The organism is Seonamhaeicola sp. MEBiC01930, from assembly GCF_045277075.1.
Classification (GTDB): domain Bacteria; phylum Bacteroidota; class Bacteroidia; order Flavobacteriales; family Flavobacteriaceae; genus Seonamhaeicola.
The window spans coordinates 792,926-809,711 of the sequence record NZ_CP104270.1 but is presented as its reverse complement, the minus strand read 5'-3'; the positions used below and the strand labels follow the sequence as shown (position 1 = coordinate 809,711).

At 32.1% G+C, this 16,786-nt stretch carries 17 protein-coding genes and 1 pseudogene; 9 read left to right on the top strand and 9 right to left on the bottom strand.

Annotated features, from left to right (window positions below):
• Positions 1 to 39: 39 nt before the first annotated feature.
• Together N1F78_RS03565 and murC are read left to right on the top strand one after the other, a co-directional pair.
• A complete protein-coding gene (locus N1F78_RS03565) occupies positions 40 to 993 on the top strand; it encodes a tetratricopeptide repeat protein (RefSeq protein WP_406684812.1) in 954 nt (317 codons plus the stop codon).
• Between the two features lie 158 nt (positions 994 to 1,151).
• A complete protein-coding gene (gene murC / locus N1F78_RS03560; RefSeq protein WP_406684811.1) occupies positions 1,152 to 2,507 on the top strand; it encodes a UDP-N-acetylmuramate--L-alanine ligase in 1,356 nt (451 codons plus the stop codon).
• 2 nt (positions 2,508 to 2,509) lie between these two features.
• On the opposite strand, the pseudogene N1F78_RS03555 reads toward murC, so the two are convergent.
• The 4 genes and pseudogenes from N1F78_RS03555 to N1F78_RS03540 all read right to left on the bottom strand — a co-directional run bounded on the left by N1F78_RS03555 (position 2,510) and on the right by N1F78_RS03540 (position 4,718).
• A pseudogene (locus tag N1F78_RS03555) lies at positions 2,510 to 2,879 on the bottom strand (DUF2200 domain-containing protein).
• 2 nt (positions 2,880 to 2,881) lie between these two features.
• Positions 2,882 to 3,769 (bottom strand): dienelactone hydrolase family protein, encoded by an 888-nt coding sequence (locus N1F78_RS03550; RefSeq protein WP_406684810.1) that lies wholly within the window; start codon positions 3,767 to 3,769, stop codon positions 2,882 to 2,884.
• An 84-nt stretch (positions 3,770 to 3,853) separates the two neighbouring features.
• Positions 3,854 to 4,261 carry a DUF3592 domain-containing protein gene (locus N1F78_RS03545; protein WP_406684809.1) on the bottom strand — a complete coding sequence of 136 codons (408 nt, stop codon included), beginning with the start codon at positions 4,259 to 4,261 and terminating at the stop codon, positions 3,854 to 3,856.
• A 4-nt stretch (positions 4,262 to 4,265) separates the two neighbouring features.
• A complete protein-coding gene (locus N1F78_RS03540; RefSeq protein ID WP_406684808.1) occupies positions 4,266 to 4,718 on the bottom strand; it encodes a DUF1569 domain-containing protein in 453 nt (150 codons plus the stop codon).
• A 53-nt stretch (positions 4,719 to 4,771) separates the two neighbouring features.
• Here N1F78_RS03540 and radC point away from each other — a divergent pair, with 53 nt between their 5' ends.
• From radC to N1F78_RS03510, 6 genes are read left to right on the top strand one after another with little or no spacing between them, the layout of a single operon-like run.
• Positions 4,772 to 5,470 (top strand): DNA repair protein RadC, encoded by a 699-nt coding sequence (gene radC, locus N1F78_RS03535; RefSeq protein WP_406684807.1) that lies wholly within the window; start codon positions 4,772 to 4,774, stop codon positions 5,468 to 5,470.
• Positions 5,471 to 6,772, top strand: coding sequence for a polysaccharide deacetylase family protein (locus N1F78_RS03530; protein WP_406684806.1), 1,302 nt, complete (start codon positions 5,471 to 5,473; stop codon positions 6,770 to 6,772).
• A complete protein-coding gene (locus N1F78_RS03525) occupies positions 6,762 to 7,451 on the top strand; it encodes a YjjG family noncanonical pyrimidine nucleotidase (RefSeq protein ID WP_406684805.1) in 690 nt (229 codons plus the stop codon). Before N1F78_RS03530 ends, N1F78_RS03525 begins: the two co-directional genes overlap by 11 nt.
• 54 nt (positions 7,452 to 7,505) lie before the next feature.
• Positions 7,506 to 8,027 carry a hypothetical protein gene (locus N1F78_RS03520; RefSeq protein WP_406684804.1) on the top strand — a complete coding sequence of 174 codons (522 nt, stop codon included), beginning with the start codon at positions 7,506 to 7,508 and terminating at the stop codon, positions 8,025 to 8,027.
• Position 8,028: 1 nt separating this feature from the next.
• On the top strand, positions 8,029 to 9,441 hold the full coding sequence (locus tag N1F78_RS03515; protein WP_406684803.1) for a DUF5723 family protein: 1,413 nt from the start codon (positions 8,029 to 8,031) through the stop codon (positions 9,439 to 9,441).
• Positions 9,442 to 9,499: 58 nt separating this feature from the next.
• A complete protein-coding gene (locus N1F78_RS03510; RefSeq protein WP_406684802.1) occupies positions 9,500 to 10,249 on the top strand; it encodes a hypothetical protein in 750 nt (249 codons plus the stop codon).
• Here N1F78_RS03510 and N1F78_RS03505 read toward each other — a convergent pair.
• Positions 10,246 to 11,523, bottom strand: a complete 1,278-nt coding sequence (locus N1F78_RS03505; protein WP_406684801.1) for a replication-associated recombination protein A — start codon at positions 11,521 to 11,523, stop codon at positions 10,246 to 10,248. The two genes, N1F78_RS03510 and N1F78_RS03505, sit on opposite strands and share 4 nt — an antisense overlap.
• 178 nt (positions 11,524 to 11,701) lie before the next feature.
• Here N1F78_RS03505 and N1F78_RS03500 point away from each other — a divergent pair, with 178 nt between their 5' ends.
• Positions 11,702 to 12,424 carry a rhomboid family intramembrane serine protease gene (locus N1F78_RS03500; protein ID WP_406684800.1) on the top strand — a complete coding sequence of 241 codons (723 nt, stop codon included), beginning with the start codon at positions 11,702 to 11,704 and terminating at the stop codon, positions 12,422 to 12,424.
• Here N1F78_RS03500 and rlmB read toward each other — a convergent pair.
• The 4 genes from rlmB to N1F78_RS03480 form a co-directional block, all read right to left on the bottom strand.
• Positions 12,421 to 13,155, bottom strand: coding sequence for a 23S rRNA (guanosine(2251)-2'-O)-methyltransferase RlmB (rlmB, locus tag N1F78_RS03495; protein ID WP_406684799.1), 735 nt, complete (start codon positions 13,153 to 13,155; stop codon positions 12,421 to 12,423). The two genes, N1F78_RS03500 and rlmB, sit on opposite strands and share 4 nt — an antisense overlap.
• Before the next feature lie 63 nt (positions 13,156 to 13,218).
• Positions 13,219 to 14,100, bottom strand: coding sequence for a hypothetical protein (locus N1F78_RS03490; protein ID WP_406684798.1), 882 nt, complete (start codon positions 14,098 to 14,100; stop codon positions 13,219 to 13,221).
• A 29-nt stretch (positions 14,101 to 14,129) separates the two neighbouring features.
• Positions 14,130 to 15,071 carry a hypothetical protein gene (locus tag N1F78_RS03485; protein WP_406684797.1) on the bottom strand — a complete coding sequence of 314 codons (942 nt, stop codon included), beginning with the start codon at positions 15,069 to 15,071 and terminating at the stop codon, positions 14,130 to 14,132.
• 16 nt (positions 15,072 to 15,087) lie between these two features.
• Entirely contained in the window at positions 15,088 to 16,779 is a 1,692-nt protein-coding gene (locus tag N1F78_RS03480; RefSeq protein ID WP_406684796.1) for a SusD/RagB family nutrient-binding outer membrane lipoprotein, read from the bottom strand.
• Positions 16,780 to 16,786 lie beyond the last annotated feature (7 nt).

The window sequence follows — 16,786 nt, the reverse complement described above, 5'->3', positions numbered from 1 at the left end:
ACCTGTAATGTTTAACTTTGTGTTTCCGACATACACTTTATGAATAAATTTCTTTGCCTTTTAGTTTTACCTTTTTTAACCTATGGCCAACTTGATCTTGAGAAAGCTATAAAGTTTATTGACCAGAAAGAGTTTGTACAAGCTGAAGAAATACTTTTAGCATATGTCAATAATCATCCAGAAAATATGCTTGGTATAGAGTTGCTGGGAGATTCATATGGGCATCAGAAAAAATGGGATGAAGCCATTTATCAGTATAAAAAACTAGTAGACTATAAACCAGAAAATGCTAATTACCATTATAAATACGGTGGTGTTTTGGGTATGAAAGCACTAATGGTAAATAAGTTTAAAGCTTTAATGATAATTGGTGATGTGAAAGCTTCTTTTCTTAAAGCGGCGGAGTTGGATATTGAACATATTGATGTGCGTTGGGCATTAGTAGAGTTATATATGCAATTACCCGGGGTTATTGGTGGTAGCAAAAATAAAGCCTTAAAGTATGCTAGCCAGTTAGAAAACCTTTCAAAAGTAGATGGTTATTTGGCAAAGGGCTATATCTATGAATTAGATAAAGAACCAGAACTTGCAGAAAAACACTATAAACAAGCATTAAAAGTTGGTGGTTCTGTTACCTGTTTTGAAAAGCTCACCAGTTTTTATGAAAACAATAACCAACCACAAAAAGCCATTAATAATTTAGAAAACGCTTATGAAAAGCACAATAAAAATGCTATGCATTATCAAATTGGTAAAGTATGCGCAGATTATAACATTCAATTAGAGAAAGGAGAGCGTTGTTTATTAATGTATATAGAAAATCACTCAGTAAAAGATGGGGTGCCCATAGAATGGGCTTATTTTAGGCTTGCCCAGATTAGTAAAAACAAGTTAGATAAAGTTGGAGCACTTAAATGGATTGATAAAGCATTAGCACAAAGACATGATTTTGAAGAAGCCCAAGAAGAAAAATCTAAAATATTAGCACTTTAATATTTGGGCATTACCCTATCGGGTCGGGCTTTCAGCAGTCGCTTCCCAAATTTATTTTGGGAGAGCTCCAACAAATGCTTCAATCCCTAATGCAAAACTTCACCATAATAATTTGGAATTTGATATTTGGAATTTGATATTTGTTGTAAAGCAACACCATGAACGTACATTTTATAGCTATAGGCGGTGCAGCAATGCATAATTTGGCACTGGCATTACACAATAAAGGATATAGGGTAACTGGCAGTGACGATACTATTTTTGAGCCATCAAAATCTAGATTAGCAGTAAAGAATTTATTACCCAATGAATTTGGTTGGTTTCCTGAAAAGATCACTAAAGATTTAGATGCTATTGTGCTGGGTATGCACGCAAAAGAAGATAATCCTGAGCTTTTAAAAGCTCAGGAATTAGGACTAAAAATTTATAGCTATCCAGAGTTTTTATATGAGCAAAGTAAACAGAAAACTAGAGTTGTTATTGGTGGAAGTCATGGCAAAACAACCATAACCTCTATGATTTTGCATGTCATGCATTATCATGATAGAGATGTTGATTATATGGTTGGGGCTCAATTAGAAGGTTTTGATGTTATGGTAAAACTCACTGAGGAAAATGACTTCATGGTTTTAGAAGGTGATGAATATTTAAGTTCGCCGATAGATAGAAGACCAAAGTTTCATTTGTATAAACCTAATATTGCGCTTATAAGTGGTATTGCTTGGGATCATATTAATGTGTTTCCAACCTACGAAAATTATGTTGAGCAGTTTAGCATATTTGTAGACTCTGTTGTTAACGGCGGTAGTATAAATTATAACGAAGAGGACCTAGAAGTGAAACGTGTAGTTGAAGCTTCTGAAAACACCATTAGAAAAATACCGTACCAAACACCAGAATACACCATTGAAAATGGCGAGACCTTACTAGAAACTCCAGAAGGACCGTTGCCTATTGAAATTTTTGGGAAGCATAACTTAAACAATCTGGCGGGAGCAAAATGGATATGCCAGCATATGGGAATTGATGAGGACGATTTTTATGAAGCCATATCAACTTTTAAAGGCGCTAGTAAACGTTTAGAGAAAATAGCCGAAAGTATTACTAGTGTTGCCTATAAAGATTTTGCACATTCACCAAGTAAAGTAGAAGCAACAACTAAAGCAGTAAAAGAACAATACCAAAATAGAACTTTAGTAGCTTGTTTAGAATTGCATACTTATAGCAGTTTAAATGCCGAGTTTTTAAAAGAATACAAGGGAGCACTAGATGCTGCTGATGTTGCTGTGGTTTTTTATTCCCCACATGCCGTAGAAATTAAAAATCTAGATGCCGTTTCTCATGAACAGATAGCTGAAGCTTTTCAAAGAGAAGACTTAATTATTTATACTAATCCAGATGATTTTAAAGCGTTTTTGTTTTCTCAAAACTTCGAAAACAAAGCGTTGTTACTCATGAGTTCTGGTAATTATGGCGGATTAGATTTTGATGAGGTGAAAGCATTGATTAAATAAGGTTAATTTTCTTTCCTTAAAATTTTTTCCATTTTTTTGCCCTTTGCTAATTCGTCAACTAATTTATCCAGGTATCTTGTTTGTTTGGTTAATTCATTTTCAATGTCTTCAATTCTGTAACCACATATAACGCCTTTTATTAAATGAGCATTAGGGTTTAAGTTGGCTCTAGAAAAAAAGGTTTCAAACGTTACCTTTTCATCAAGGAGTTCCTTTATTTTGTTTTTGTCAAAACCTGTTAGCCATTCAATTACTTCATCTAGCTCATCCTTAGTTCTTCCTTTTTTTTTCAACTTTGGTCAAATAGTGTGGATATATTGATGCAAATATCATTTTTGCAACTCGAGCATTATGTTCAGGTGTCACTTTCATAGTTATTTTAGCTTCTCTTTAAAGAAATTAATGGTGCGCTCCCAAGCTAATGTAGCGGCAGCTTCATCATATCTAGGTGTACTATTATTATGAAACCCATGATTAACACCCGGGTAAAAATGAGCAATATGTTCAATATTATTGGCTTTTAAGGCCTTTTCATAATCTGGCCAACCGGCATTAACCCGTTTATCTAATTCTGCAAATTGTAACATTATGGGAGCTTTTATTTTAGCAGTATCTTCAGCAGATGGTTGCCCCCCATAAAATGGTACAGCCGCCTTTAAAGTAGGTACTCTTACGGCCATCATATTAGATATCCATCCACCAAAACAAAAACCAACTACACCAATATTACCGTCACAATTCTTATGATTTTTTAAGTAGTTAAATGCTGCAATAAAATCTTCTAGCATTTCTTGTTTATCTCTTTTACGTTGCATTGCTCTACCATCATCATCATTCCCCGGATAACCACCAAGAGGAGATAAGGCATCAGGAGCTAAACTTATAAAGCCTTCAATAGCAGTGCGTCTACCTACATCTTCTACATAAGGGTTCAAACCACGGTTTTCATGAACAACAATAACTCCAGGGTATTTTTTAGAGTTCCTTTTAGGTTTAGAAAGTAAACCTTTTATTGTGCCTCCTCCTTTAGGAGAATCAAAAGAAATAAAATCAGAGTCTATACGCTTATCATCAGGTTGAACCACAAGGTTTTCAATGTATTTAGGACTTATAAAACTAAGTAAGGAGGTTACTGTAATACCACCAATCGCATAAAGTGAGAGTCTTTCAATAAACTGACGTCGGTTTAATTTATTATGAGCATAATCGTCATAAAGGTCAAATACTTCTTGTTTGATGTCTTCTTTTTTTAGTGGCTTCATAATTAGTGGTTTTTAATAAATTAAATGTAGGTAATTATGTTGAGGGTTTTAAAGTTAAAAAAAAGAAGATGTATTTTACGTTTGTTATGATTTAATTAACAAGCCAAAACCAATTAAGCTAAAGATTAAACCAAAAAATATGAAGGCATAATAAAGGTAAAGTTCAGAATTGTTATTGATAATTATATCATATTCTTCCTTTTCTTTTAAGTAGGTTATTGATATAGTGCTGCCTATTTTGTATTGAGGTTTCCCTTCACCAAAACTTAAAGTGATTCTAGTAAGTTTCCCCTTTTCATTAATAAATTCAATGATAGGCATATAATAGGTGTAATCATTATTTTGGTTTTTCTCATAATCAATAATTTTACCCTTAGTTTTTCTTCCCGAAAGTTTTACTTTGTTGTATTTCATGAGAAGGTAAATGGAAATTCCAACGAAGCTTACACCAATAAAAGCGAACAAAATTCCTGTTCCTAAGTTACCCATCATAAGATTAAACCCCAAACTGTTTCAAATGATGATCTAAATGTTTGTATTGCGCCTTTCCCCATTGTTCTGATGAGAGTTTGCCAAAAAGAGGGTGTGCAACCCAATCAGTTTTATTATTTAAAGCATGAAATTCGTTCACTAGAGTTTTTAAATTTTCTTTTTCAACTTTAAACTCCGGTTCATCTCTAACCACATATTCGGGAGCAGTTGGAATGCCTTCTTTCCAAGGTCTATCATTATAAAGGCTAGATTTAAAGAGTTTGAATATTAGTTTTTTCATAAACCCTAAATTAGCGTCGAGTTTTTTAGTTCCCATAGCAACTTCAATTGGTCCATGACAATGTTTAACCATTTGATTTACACTCATTTTACCCCATTGAGGTTTCGTGTTCTTTTTTAATTTATTTATTCTATTTAGAATTTCTTTGTGAGCCTCTGCTTCAAACAATGATTTCATAGTAAACCTTAATTTAAATTGCACCTGAAATTTACAATATTTATCTTTAGCAGATGTCGGGAAACAATGCTTCTTTTTCAATAAAAAAATGGTCACAAGATGATCAACCCAGAGAGAAACTTCTATACAAAGGGAAAGCAGTTTTAAGTGATGCAGAATTGGTAGCTATCTTAATAGGTTCTGGTAGTAAAGATGAAAGTGCAGTTGCTTTATGTAAGCGGATTTTGGCAAGTGTAAACAATAATTTAAGTGAGCTAGGAAAACTTTCCGTAAAGCAATTAATGGAGTTTAAAGGGATAGGTGAAGCGAAAGCAATTACCATAGCTGCTGCAATGGAACTTGGAAGAAGGCGTAGAGGAGAGGAAGCGCTTGAGAAAAAGAAAATCACATCTAGTATTTCTGTTTTTGAACTTATGCAACCAGTAATTGGTGAGTTAGAACATGAAGAATTCTGGATAATTTATTTAAATAATTCCAACAAGGTTATTAAAAAAGATCAATTAAGCAAAGGTGGTATTACTGGTACTTTGGTTGATGTACGTTTGGTGCTTAAGAATGCTTTGGAAGTTGGTGCCACAGGATTAATATTAGCACATAATCATCCATCAGGAACATTAAAACCAAGTGAAGCCGATAAGCAAATAACCTATAAACTTAAAAATGCTGCTGAAAGTTTAGATATAAAAGTATTAGATCATTTAATAATAACTGAAAAAGCATATTTTAGTTTTGCCGATAAAACACTTTTGTAAATGCTATTAGTTTATACGCATAAAATATCACCTAGGGTTAAATATGTCTTCAGGCATATTTGTACAAGAATTTTGGGCGTGGAAGTTGATTTTACTACTAAAATTGAAAATTTTATTGCTCATGACAGCTTAAAAATGTCATACACTAAACAGCAGCTAGGGAATGAATTTTTTATTAAGAGTCATGATATTATGTTTGATCAAGGGCTCTCTGATATTGAAGTTCATGTTCATGATTGGGGAGATACTAAAGGTTTCTTTTTTATTGGTGAAAAAGCAAGTTTACCGTTTGATATATTTGCATCGTCTTTCTATTTGCTTTCTAGGTATGAAGAATATTTACCACATGTTAAGGATGAGTATGGTAGATTTACAGCAACAGAAAGTTTAGGCTTTAAGCATGATTTTTTACATCAACCAGTGGTAGATATTTGGGCCTATAAATTTAAAGAAGCCGTACAACAGCAATTCCCAGATTTTAATTTTCCAGAAAGAGCTTATAGTATAAGACCAATAATAGATGTACCAAGTGCATACGATTATAAGTTAAAGGGAATAATGCGTACTATTGGCGGTACATTTAAGGATTTAGTTCAGTTTAAATTTAAGAGTTTATATCTTAGGTTTGCTGTACTTCTTGGGTTTAAGCATGACCCATTTGACACTTTTAAATACATTATCAATAGGCAAAAACTGTCTAAGAATAAATTCTTATTTTTCTTTTTAATAGGAGATTATTCAACCTATGATAAAGGTATTAATGCCAATAAAAAAAGTTTTATATCTCTAATAAAACATGTTGCTGATTATTGTAATGTAGGATTAAAAGTATCATATTTTGCTATTGATGATGAGGTTATACTTAAAAAAGAAAAAAATAGGATAGAGGATATTTTAAATACACCATTACAGGCATCTAGACAGTCATTTTCTAGATTAAATTTACCAGAGTCTTACAGGAATTTGATTGATTTAGAGATTAAAGAAGATTATACTATGGGCTATGTAAATCATATTGGTTTTAGAGCAGGTTCATGTACTCCATTTTTATTTTATGATTTAGACTATGAAGTACAAACTCCCTTAAAAATATATTCTTACAACCTTTTAGATTATGCTTTGTTAAAAAACAAATCTTTACTAGATAAAAAGCAGGTTTTAAATGAAGTTATTGGTCAAGTAAAAAAGGTTAATGGTGAATTTGTTTCGGTGTTTCACAATTATACATTTACCGATATTGATAAATGGAAGGGGTTTAAAGAATTGTTTAACATAATTTTAGATTCAGGAAATGAAAGTTAATGGGATTAAAGATGTCTTTTTTGATTTAGATCATACGCTATGGGATTTTGACCGTAATTCTGCTTTAACATTTGAGAAAATTTTCAAATTGAATGATGTTGATGTTTTATTAGAACATTTTCTAACTTATTATGAACCTATAAACCTAAATTATTGGAAGCTTTATAGAGAGGGAAAAGTTGATAAGGATTCTTTACGTTTTGCTAGATTAAATGAAACTTTTCGAGCCATCAATATGGAAGTTGATAAAGAGCTGATTTTTAAATTATCAGATGATTATATTACTTATTTAACTACTTATAACTTTTTGTTTGATAATACTGTAGAACTCTTAAATTATTTAAAAAAGGATTATAATTTACATATAATAACAAATGGCTTTAAAGAAGTTCAGCATAAAAAATTATCAAGATCGAATATTCAGCATTTTTTTAGAACTGTAACAAATTCAGAAATGGTAGGCGTTAAAAAGCCTAATCCGGAAATATTTAATTTCGCCCTAAAAGAAGCTAAGGCTAATGTAGAAACTAGCATTATGATAGGTGATAGTTATGAAGCAGATATACAAGGAGCACAAAATATTGGGATGGATGTCATTTTTTTTGATGTTAGAAATACACCAGTAAACAACGAAGTAAAAAGAATTAATAAGTTAATTCAGATAAAAGATTTTTTGTAATGTAGTAATAAAAGTGTTCTTTAGCGTTATAATTATAGTTAACCTGTTTAATTTATGAGAAAGTTAAGCCCCATCTTATTATCTCTTTTCTTTATTATTTCTTGCACAAAAGAAGTGGATTTTAATCAAATTAGTGATATAGAAATTTCACCAGTTGTAGAGTCTAGTTTAATTTTTTTTACTGCCTCCGCCAATGACTTTATTCAAAATAATCAAGAAGTTTCGTTAAGTCCAGATTTTATTGAAGTTGATGTTTTCAATAATTCTTTTGTGAATGACAATGTTAACAAAGTAGATTTAGTTTTTGAAACTGAGAACACACTTCCAAGAGACTTTAGCTTTTCTATAGACTTCTTTAGTGAAAATGGACAGTTTTTAGAAAATTTCACTTTTTTAACTACAGAAGCATCTCCTCATGTTATTACATTTGAAGATACTAATCTTAGATTAATAAAAAACACATCTGTCCTACTTTTTTCTTTAACAATGCTTAATGGAGATTTATTAAGTGATACTACAGAGGGAAGAATTGCTTTAAAATCTAAAGCGGTGTTTTACTTTAATATTGAAGGATAAAATGAAGAAGTGTTTAGTATTAGTTTTATTTTTTGCCTGTATTTGTCATTCTCAGAACAAGCAAATCCTTTATGGTTTTTCAGAGTTACCGCAATCTCTTTTATTAAATCCAGGAGGGAAAATAGATAACGATTGGTATTTTGGAATTCCATTGTTGTCACATATTCATGTAAATGCAGGGTCCTCAAAAATATCTACATATGATTTGTTTGAGGATAATAACGTTAGTTTTAATGATAAACTTAATCGTGCTATTAATAGTTTGAATTCAAACGATTTTTTCACAGCCAATCAACAGTTAGAAATTATTTCTGGAGGGTTTGCATATGGAGATAATTATGAGAAGAATAAATACATTAGTTTTGGCTTATATCAAGAGTTGGACTTTATAGTTTATTTTCCAAAAGACTTTGCTGTTTTGGCTTTGGAAGGCAACGTTAATAACACCAATAGACTCTTTAGAGCCAATCATTTAAACTTTAATGCTGAATTAATATCTGTTTTGCATCTTGGTTTTAATAAAAAAGTAAATAATAAATTTACTTATGGTTTTAGGGGTAAAATTTATTCTAGTGTGGCCAATATAAATTCAACTAATAATAAAGGTGGTTTTGTTACCTCAAATGGAGAAAATAATATATTTAGACACGTTTTTGATTTAAATGGAGGTGTAAGAACTTCCGGTTTAGCAACATTACTAAATGATGATAATTCAGATGTCAACGAAGATTTCGCAACCTTTAAAAAGCGATTTCTTTTAGGTGGTAACTTAGGTTTAGGGTTTGATTTTGGTTTAACGTATCAAATTAATGATCAATGGTATCTAGACTCATCTATTATTGATGTTGGATTTATATCTCATAAAAAGGATGTTGAAAATTATGAACTCAATGGGAATTATGTTTATGAGGGTGTTGATCCATTATTCCCGGATGCGAATGGGCAGACCGCTAATACCTACTGGAGTGAGATTGAGGATGAATTTGAAGAGCTTTTTGAGATTGACTCCACAAGTACTAAATTCACTACTATAAGACCTATTAAATTTAATGCTTCTTTAAATTATTCTTTTGGTAAAAAGAAGATAAAGGAATGTAATTGCTATAATGAAGAGGGTGATTATTTAAATAGAATAGGGACGCAATTATATGCTATAAATAGACCAAGGGCGCCGCAATTGGCTTTTACTATGTACTATTATAGGAAATTGTTAAAAGGATTGAATGCCAAAGCAACTTATACAATAGATTCCTATTCTTTTAATAATTTAGGCTTAGGGATATCTTCAAATATTGGAGGGCTAAATATTTATGCTATGGCAGATAATTTTTTTAACTATAAAAATCTTTATGATGCACAAAGTGTATCTTTACAATTGGGTATTAACTATATATTTAATAAAAATGAAAATTAAGCTGTTATTTTTTAGTATTTGTTTTATTATAATTTCAAATGTTTATGCACAAAACAAATTGAATAATTATAAATATGTTGTTGTACCAATTAAATTCGATTTTTTTAATGAAAAAGATAAATACCAATTAAATTCATTAACCAAATTTTTATTTAATAAATATGGGTTTCATGCATTATTAGAAGGAGAAGATTACCCAGATGAAATGATGAATAATAGGTGTTTAGTTTTAAAGTCAAATGTTTTGCGAGAGTCCAGTATGTTTAAAACAAAATTGAAGGTTGTTCTTAAAGACTGTAATGATAATATTGTATATTCTTCCCCATTTGGAGATAGTAGAGAAAAGGAATATAAAGATGCGTATAATGAGGCAATAAGAAAAGCTTTTGGTTTTATTAAACAGCTTAATTATGAATATAAGCCCACAGAAAAGGTTATTGTATCAAACTCATCTGTTGTTAAAGAACAGGATAAAACTACTGAATATGAGGAAGTTAAAAAACTGAAAGCTGAAATTGAAAACTTAAAGAAGAAGAGGCTAAAAGAAAAAAGTTTAGAATCAAAGCCTAAGATACCAGTACAAGTACAAATATCTTCATCAAATTTGTACGCTCAGCCAATAGAAAACGGATTTCAGTTGGTTGATAGCTCTCCAAAAGTGGTTTACAAAATTAAAAATACAGGACTTGAAAACGTGTTTTTAGTAGAAGGTAAAAGTGCAATTATCTATAAGAAAGATTATAAATGGGTTATTGAATATTATACAAGCAATAAATTAAAAACGGAAGTTTTAAATATCAAGTTTTAGTAATTATATTTATCCTTCCACCTTTGTTTTAAAAATTCACGTTGGGCATTCTCCCTTGAATTGTTTCCAGGTTCATAGAATTTAGAGGCTTTTATATCTTCGGGTAAAAACTCTTGGTTAGCAAAATTATTTTCATAATTATGGGCGTATTTGTAATTATCACCATAACCTAATTCTTTCATTAGCTTTGTAGGCGCATTTCTTATTTCTAAAGGAACACCTAAGTCTCCAGTTTCACGAACTTTTTTTTGTGCCAAATTAATAGCAGAATAAGCTGCATTACTTTTTGGTGAACAAGCTAAATACGTAGCACATTGACTTAAAATAATTCTAGATTCGGGATAGCCAATGGTTGAGACTGCTTGAAATGTATTATTGGCAATAACCAATGCAGTGGGGTTTGCATTGCCAATATCTTCACTAGCAGAAATTAATAACCTGCGAGCTATAAACTTTAAATCTTCACCACCTTCAATCATTCGGGCTAACCAGTATACAGCTCCGTTGGGATCACTGCCTCTAATAGATTTTATAAAGGCAGAAATAATATCATAGTGTTGTTCCCCTGTTTTGTCATATCTAACGGTGTTATTTTGGACCTTCTCTAGAACAAAAGCATCGTTAATAACAATTTCATTACTTTCAAAAGAACTAATTATAAGTTCAAACATGTTAAGCAATTTTCTAGCATCACCACCAGAAAGCCTTAAAAGAGCATTTGTTTCTTTAAGCGTTATATTTTTTTTGGAAAGAAATTCATCTTGTTCAATAGCACGATTTAAAAGGGTCTCTAAATCAGCTTTATCAAAAGCATTCAATATATAAACTTGACATCGAGATAATAAAGCGGAAATAACTTCAAAGCTTGGGTTTTCTGTTGTAGCTCCAATTAAAGTAATCCAACCTTTTTCAACCGCCTGTAATAAAGAATCTTGTTGAGATTTACTAAACCTATGAATTTCATCAATAAATAAAATAGGGTTTTTAGTAGTAAACAACCCACCACTTTGTTTTGCTTTTTCAATAACGTCTCTTACATCTTTTACACCAGAGCTAATTGCACTTAAGGTATAAAAAGGTCTTTCAGATTCTGTAGCAATAATATTAGCTAGAGTTGTTTTGCCTGTTCCTGGTGGTCCCCAAAAGATCATGGAAGGTATTAACCCCTGCTTTAAACTTTGTGTTAGTGCTCCACTTGGACCAACTAAATGTTTTTGACTTACATAATCTTGCAAAGTTTTAGGACGTAATCTTTCTGCTAACGGTTCGTTCATAATTGTAAAATTAATCTATTTTTTTGTTTTCAGCGTGACCCCAAATAGTTTGGTTTATACTTTTTTATATGTTTTCCTTTGTAACATAAAGATGGACCAAATTTTTAGTACCGCACGTATTACCTGTCAATTTAGCATTAACAAATAGTTTGGAAAACTATTTGCTATCTTTAATCGTATGAGCGATAATCAACAATTTAAATTCACAACGGGTGTAATAGTATACCCTGTTTTTTTTGTGTTAATTATTTGGTCAGTAATGTCTTTTGAAGTTCAATTTAATGTTAACTTTAATGAATATGGCATTTATCCATTAACATTAAAGGGGCTTAGAGGTGTTTTGTTTAGTCCTTTTATTCACGGAAGTATAGAACATTTATATCATAATACGTTACCGCTTTTTGTGCTAACCATGGCGCTATTTTATTTTTATCGTCCTATTGCTTGGAAAATTCTTGTTTTAGGAATCATTGTTTCAGGATTTTTAACTTGGTGTATAGGACGGTCATCTAACCATATAGGTGCTAGTGGTCTTATATATGTGCTTGTTAGTTTTACTTTTTTTAAAGGTATTTTCGCCAAACATTTTAGACTAATTGCTTTGTCTCTTTTAGTGGTTTTTCTTTACGGAAGTATGGTTTGGTATGTGCTACCAATAAAAGAAGGTATGTCTTGGGAAGGACATTTATCAGGTCTAATAACAGGTTTAATCTTTGCATTTGTATTTAAGAATAAAATAGCAAAACCTAAAAAGTTTGAATGGGAACAAGATAGTTATAGTGAAGAAGAAGATGCTTTTCTTCAACATTTTGATGAAAATGGTAATTTTATAGAAAGCATTTCAGAAGAAGAAGAATCGATAGTAAATTATTCTTTCAAACAATCAGAAAATAAAGATTAGAGTCTTTGTCTTATTGCTTCGTATAAAAAAGCGCCACAGGCCACAGATACATTTAAAGATTCAATATCTCCTAAAAGGGGAAGTTTAGCCTTTTCATCAACAACCTTAAGCGTAGAAGGGTTAATGCCTCTGCCTTCTGAACCCATTATAATAGCACAAGGTTCTTTAAATGATACGTCGTATAATGTGTTTTGAGTTTTTTCTGTGGCAGCTATAACTTTTATTCCGGAAGCTTGCATATGGAAAACGGCATCTTTAATGTGGTCTACTTTGCAAATGGGGATTTTAAAAACTGCTCCAGCACTCGTTTTAATAGTGTCACCATTCACCGGTGCGCCGCCTTTTTTTTGAATAATAATACCATTTACTCCAGTGCATTCTGCTGTTCGTATTATTGCACCAAAGTTTCTTACATCGCTCAATTGGTCTAACAATAAGAATAAAGGTATTTTATCGGATTCAATAACATTCATTACTAATTCATCAATGTCATAAAAAGCAATAGGGGAAATTTGTGCAACAGCACCTTGATGGTTTTTATTTGTTAATCTATTAAGTTTTTCAACAGGTACGTATGAGCTATTGATGCTGTTTTTTCTAATCAAAGACTCTAATTCTGAATATAAATTACCTTTTAGTCCTTTTTGTAAAAATACTTTATCAATTGTTTCTTCAGAATTTATTGCTTCTATAATAGCTCTTATGCCGAATATCTGTGTTTGGTTTTGCATGGGGTAAAGGTATAAAAAAACCACCTCAATTGAGGTGGTTTGATTTATTACATAAAACTTATTTTAGAGTAAAGAATAAGTTTCGTACATAGCATTGCCATCACCATCAGTAGTTTTAGTAAATCCAACTGAATCAATAAAACCTACAGCAGGGTCAACAGCAGCTTCATATATTTCTTGCGTACCATCGGGGTGTGTTAAAACTATTCTAATTGGAATAGGAGTAACATCATCTGCACTTGTCCAAATGGCAGTTTCTATTATATAATCTCCATCTGGGTGACTTTCATTTGCAGGGTTATTGAAAAAATCTCCTTCAAATCTTGAACCTGATTCTGAACTTTCAAAAACTGCAGTAAATGGATTGTCAAAGATGTAAAGATCCAAATCATTTAAATTATAAGGTCCTTCCCAATCTAAACTTACCATTAAAGTTTGATCTACAGAATTCATATATGGATCATGAAATTCAAATAGATTAACCATTACTGGATCAGAAGTCATGACATATGGGTCTTCAATGAATCCCATTTCAGGCTGTTCAAGAGCAATACCAGTTATGCTTGCAGAAAGAAAACCAGAGAGACCATTGTAAGGAGCCTCGTTGTCAAAACTTGGCATGGTGAAAGTTCCCGATCCAGATGTAGCTTGAATTGGAACATCAATATACACCTTTTGAAGGTTAGGGTTAAATTCAAATACATTTCCAAAGGTTGAAACTAAGGTAACTTCCAATATAGTTGGACGATTAAACCCTTGTGGCAAAGTATAGTTTATCTCAACTTCTGAATTCCCAAATGCATTTGCATTAGTAATTGATAAAGAACCAACCAATTCGATTTTTTCTTCATCATCAACATAGGCTATTGAATAGCTGTCATCTTCACTACAAGAGAATAGCCCAATAGTTACTATTGATAATAATATATATTTTAATTTTTTCATTATTAATTGTATTAGAAGGTTATTAGCTATTAAACTTTAGTCAATATAATTTCTGTTTCTTCGTCAGGAGCACATCCACAATCTTGACAAGCCTCTTGGAATTTTACTACCAATACACTGTCATCAACTTCATCATATCCTCCAGGAGCATCAGATCCATTGAATAAGATACCATTAGCACATTGCAATCCAGAGTTTTGGTTATCAGCTGCTGTAACTTCTCCACAGATAAAGTTGATAGTAAAATCTATAGGTCCATTACCAATGGCAAACTGCTCAAGATAAATAGCTGGGAATGAACGTTGATATACAGATACAAGTTCTAATTCAACCTCTTGATCTAAAAATATTGCTCCACCACAGCATGTTCCTACAGGGTGTGTTAACATATACTTTCCAACATATTTTGTGTCATCTATAGGACAGGCAACAATGTAATCAAACGTCATTGCATCTTGATAAGCTATAGCATTTAATAAGTTTGATTCAGTATTTCCAATACCTATGGTACCATTAGAATCATCAAATGTTGGTGGTATGCCATAAAATTTAACTCCATCATTTCTAGTAGCTACACCCGTAAATTGAATAAAATCTCCTGCTCCAAATGCAGATAAATCTACATTTATTGCATCAGCAATCATTTGGGCGGTAATGTTTAAAGTAGCTGGAAAACTTGTAATGGTAATAAAGTTTTCAGCAATAAAAGTCTCACCAGTACTAACAATGTTAGCTGTAACGGAAAGGTCATATTGTGCTACATTTCCATTAGCATCATATAAGTCAGCGTTGATAGAAACACTTTGTGCCACTTCTGGTACAAAAGATGTAGGTGGTGCCGTAACAAACCTAACGTATGCGCCATTTTCTAACTCATACAGAGAAGGGTTGGCTATTGTACTTTGATCTAAACAAGAATAGTTAAGAGCTGCAAGTACAAAGAATATAATTAAATAACTTATTTTTTTCATAATTGATTTTTTTTAGTTAATCTATAAAACCTGCAGGGTTAGTATCCCAAAATACTTGATCTGTTAGAGTTTTTTGATTATTAATTCTTGGATTAGTATCTATTTCAGATGCTGGTAAGAAGAAACTTCTTGGGAATGCTCCTCCACTACTTAGTACATGCGGTTCTAAATCTGGGTAACCTGTTCTTCTATAAAGGTTGTAAGCCTCAATACTATTACCAAAACTTGCGATATAGAACTCTCTTGCAATAACGCTTAATTTAGCTTCGTCATCGGCTGCATTAAATTCAGCCATTACTTCATCAATATAAGCTGTAACATCACCATCTGCAATATCTTCACCACTAACATCTTCAACCTTAGCAAAAGCTAATTCCATAGCCGCCTGAAGTAATGCTCCACTGTCACCAGAAGCTCCCAAACCTTGAGGGGCCGGTAAAGCCGCTTCAGCAAGTAAGAAATGTATAAAACTTGCAGTTAAAAATGGACCAATCCCTTCGCCACCTAAGTTGGAACTATTTATGGTACTAGGGTTAACAGTGCTAAGATGTCTTGTAATGAATTCTGCCAGAGTTAGTCCTGAAGAAGCATCATAATTAGCTGTTGCAATCGCAGTTTCTTCAGCTTGAGTTCCGGCCGTATCAAGAGCCCCTCCTCCTGGATATATACCAAAAGCAACTCTTTGTTCTCCATCATTTTCAATACCTTCATCATCTCCATGGTCTCTACCGTCATAACCGTTACCTAAATAACAGTAAACAAAATTGGCATCACAATGATCAAAATCTTCAGCTGGTGGGTCATTTAAATCTTGACGGTAAAAGTATAATGGTGTTCTAGGGTCTGGACTAGATTTTGTGTTTAGAAGTAAATTCATGAAATCATTATTCTGAAACACATTTCCTGCGTTAGTACCATCAGCATATTGTTGCTGAAAAAATGGATGTCTTACATCAGGGTTTGTTTCATTTGTACCAAAAAGGACAATGAAGTCATCTGCCGGATCTGAAATAAAATTACCACTAGAAACAATGGCGTCTATACTAGAAGCAGCGCCTGGAGCTACTAACTTACTTTGAACGTACATTCTAAGTTTAAGTGAATTAGCTAATTTAATCCATTTACTAACATCTCCATTATAATAAATATCTTCAAATGCTAAGGAATTTTCTTTACCTAAATTTTCGATAGCTTCATCTAATTGAGCATACATGGCGTCATAGATAGAAGCTCCGTCATCTAAAGTTGGATTAGGGAAATCTGGATTTACGGCCTGACTGTAAACTGCAGTACCAATAAAATCAACCAAGTTAATATAGGCGTACGCTTCTATAATTTGACCAACACCAACGTGTTGTGGTAAACCTTGTGATTCCGATAAAGTTTTAAGGAAATTTAAATTACTAGTTATCGCATAAGTTTGTTGCCAAACGCCATCCATTGTATTTGTTCCAGCACTATTTGCATACGTACCAAACAAATGGGTATGTCTTACCATAGGCGAAGCAATTGCCGAGAATGTAAAATGTTGCTGACCAAAAGTTCCAAGTATGGAATTTAATACATAACTAGGGTTAGCCGATTCTTCGGTTAATTCATTTGGGTTATCTTGTAACTCCAAATTTGTAGTTTCACACGAGCTTAAAAATGTTATTAATACTACACTCGTAACAAAACAGTATATTCTTTTTAATTTATATCTTTTCATTGCTTAA